Consider the following 2,964-nt stretch of genomic DNA (forward strand, 5'->3'; position numbering starts at 1 on the left):
CCGGGACCGGCCGCCCTCCGTGCCGTGCGGCGACGGCGTCCGCGGCCCGGCGCGCCGCTCCGCGGACGAGCGCCCCGGGAGGGCCCGGGAGGCCGCTGCCGGGGCGGGAGGAGCCGGGCGGTGCCCGGACGCCCCCGGGGAGTACCGTCCCGCTTCCCTTCACGTCATCTCGCCGTCACCGTTCATTCAGCCGCCCTTGCGATCCTCGCCGCATGCAGCCCGCTGTGCCCCCCACCCCGAACGGCAGGAGCCCCTTCCCCCCTGCCCGGTCCAACGCGCCCACCGCACCCTCCGCGCGGAACAATGGGTACATGAGCCAGCAGCCCGCCGAGGTACCGGTCCAGCAGCCCCAGCCCGCGCGCCCGCAGGGCCCCGCCGCACAGCCCTCCGTAGGATTCATCGCCGGTCACCGGCCGAGCGCCGTCGCCGGAGCGGTGTCCGACCTCGAACCCGATCTCGACGCCGACCTCGACACCTACGAGGAGGGCGGCGTCCCCGACGGCGCCGAGCCCCTTCCGCAGGACCGCTTCCTGGACCGTGAACGCAGCTGGCTCGCGTTCAACGAGCGCGTGCTGGAGCTCGCCGAGGACCCCGCGACCCCGCTCCTGGAGCGCGCGAACTTCCTGGCGATCTTCGCGTCGAACCTGGACGAGTTCTTCATGGTCCGGGTCGCGGGCCTCAAGCGCCGCATCGCCACCGGCGTGGCCTCCCGGTCCGCGTCCGGACTCCAGCCCCGCGAGGTGCTGGACCTGATCTGGACCCGCTCGCGCGAGCTCATGGCCCGGCACGCCGCCTGCTACCAGCAGGACGTGGCGCCCGCCCTGGGCGACGAGGGCATCCACATCGTGCGCTGGCCGGAGCTGACGGAGAAGGAGCAGGCCCGCCTGTTCACCCTCTTCCGCCAGCAGATCTTCCCCGTCCTCACGCCGCTGGCCGTCGACCCCGCGCACCCCTTCCCGTACATCTCCGGGCTCTCCCTGAACCTCGCGGTCGTCGTGCGCAACCCGGTCAGCGGGCACCGCCACTTCGCGCGCGTCAAGGTGCCGCCGCTGCTGTCCCGGTTCCTTGAGGCGTCCCCGCAGCGCTACGTCCCGCTGGAAGACGTCATAGCCGCGCATCTGGAGGAGCTTTTCCCGGGCATGGAGGTGCTGGCGCACCACATGTTCCGCGTGACCCGCAACGAGGACCTCGAAGTCGAGGAGGACGACGCCGAGAACCTCCTCAAGGCGCTGGAGAAGGAGCTCATGCGGCGCCGCTTCGGCCCGCCGGTGCGCCTGGAGGTCGAGGAGTCCATCGACCCGTACGTGCTCGACCTGCTCGTGCGCGAGCTGAAGGTCTCCGACGCGGAGGTGTACCCGCTGCCGGGGCCGCTCGACCTGACCGCGCTGTTCGGCGTCGCCTCGCTGGACCGGCCCGAGCTGAAGTACCCGCGGTTCATCGCGGGCACGCACCGCGACCTCGCCGAGGTGGAGTCCGCGTCCGCGCCGGACATCTTCGCCGCGCTGCGCGAGCGGGACGTCCTGCTGCACCACCCCTACGACTCGTTCTCGACGTCCGTGCAGGCCTTCCTGGAGCAGGCCGCGGGCGACCCGGACGTCCTCGCGATCAAGCAGACCCTGTACCGGACGTCCGGCGACTCGCCGATCGTGGACGCGCTTATCGACGCGGCCGAGTCCGGCAAGCAGGTCCTCGTCCTCGTCGAGATCAAGGCCCGCTTCGACGAGCAGGCCAACATCAAGTGGGCACGCAAGCTCGAAGAGGCCGGCTGCCACGTCGTGTACGGCCTGGTGGGCCTGAAGACCCACTGCAAGCTGTCGCTGGTCGTGCGGCAGGAGGGCGACACCCTGCGCCGCTACAGCCACGTCGGCACCGGCAACTACCACCCGAAGACCGCACGGCTCTACGAGGACCTCGGCCTGCTCACGGCGGACCCGCAGGTCGGCGCGGACCTGTCCGACCTGTTCAACCGGCTCTCCGGCTACTCGCGCCGCGAGACCTACCGCCGGCTCCTCGTCGCGCCGAAGTCCCTGCGCGACGGCCTGGTCTCCCGCATCAACAAGGAAGCCGCCCACCACCGCGCCGGGCGCCCCTCCTACATCAAGATCAAGGTCAACTCGATGGTCGACGAGGCCGTCGTCGACGCGCTGTACCGGGCCTCCCAGGCGGGCGTCCCCGTGGACATCTGGGTACGGGGCATCTGCGCCATCCGGCCCGGCGTGCCCGGGCTCTCGGACAACATCCGCGTGCGCTCGATACTGGGCCGCTTCCTCGAACACTCCCGCGTGTTCGCGTTCTGCAACGGCGGCGAGCCGGAGATCTGGCTCGGCAGCGCCGACATGATGCACCGCAACCTCGACCGCCGCATAGAGGCCCTCGTCCGGGTCACCGACCCCGCCCACCGGGCCGCGCTGATCCGGCTGCTGGAGACCGGCATGTCCGACCAGACGTCCTCCTGGCACCTCGGCCCCGACGGCGAGTGGAACCGGCATTCCACGGACGCGGACGGGCTCCCCCTGCGGCACGTACAAGAAATGCTCATTGACGCCCGGAGGCGCCGGCGTGCAGCACCATGAAGTCGAGACGGACGAGCTGACCTCGACGGGAGAGGTGCTGTCCGGGTACCTGCACTCCCGGGCCGGTGACTTCTTGCGCAGCCTGCGGCTGTACAGCGAGAGCGGCTCCGACACGGCGGGCGCCGGGCAGGCGGCGCTCGCGCTGCGCGGCTCGGCGCGCCGCATCGGCGGGACCCTGTACACCTACCGGGCGATGTTCGACCCGGGGTGGGCCGACCACCTGCGCACCGAGCTCGCCTGGCTGTCCGGCACGCTCGCCCAGGAGCACGCCTGCACGGCGAGGCTGCACCGGCTGGTCGCGGCGCTCGCGCGGCTCTCGGGCGCGGGCGGAAGCGGCGCCATGGCCGGCGCGGTCCCGGCGGGTGCGCCGGACGGGGGTCCGGGAGCGGCG

General features: G+C 72.3%; 2 protein-coding genes. Both read left to right on the forward strand.

What is annotated here, in order from left to right; translation table 11 throughout:
- The first annotated feature begins 311 nt into the window (after positions 1 to 311).
- Entirely contained in the window at positions 312 to 2,573 is a 2,262-nt protein-coding gene (locus L1885_RS26450; RefSeq protein WP_235799685.1) for an RNA degradosome polyphosphate kinase, read from the forward strand.
- Positions 2,560 to 2,964: CHAD domain-containing protein (locus tag L1885_RS26455; RefSeq protein WP_235799686.1), on the forward strand; the 405-nt coding region annotated here is incomplete at its 3' end. The genes L1885_RS26450 and L1885_RS26455, both read left to right, overlap by 14 nt.

The sequence above is a fragment of the Streptomyces fuscigenes genome (genome assembly GCF_021556455.1).
GTDB classification, from domain to species: Bacteria; Actinomycetota; Actinomycetes; order Streptomycetales; family Streptomycetaceae; genus Streptomyces; species Streptomyces fuscigenes.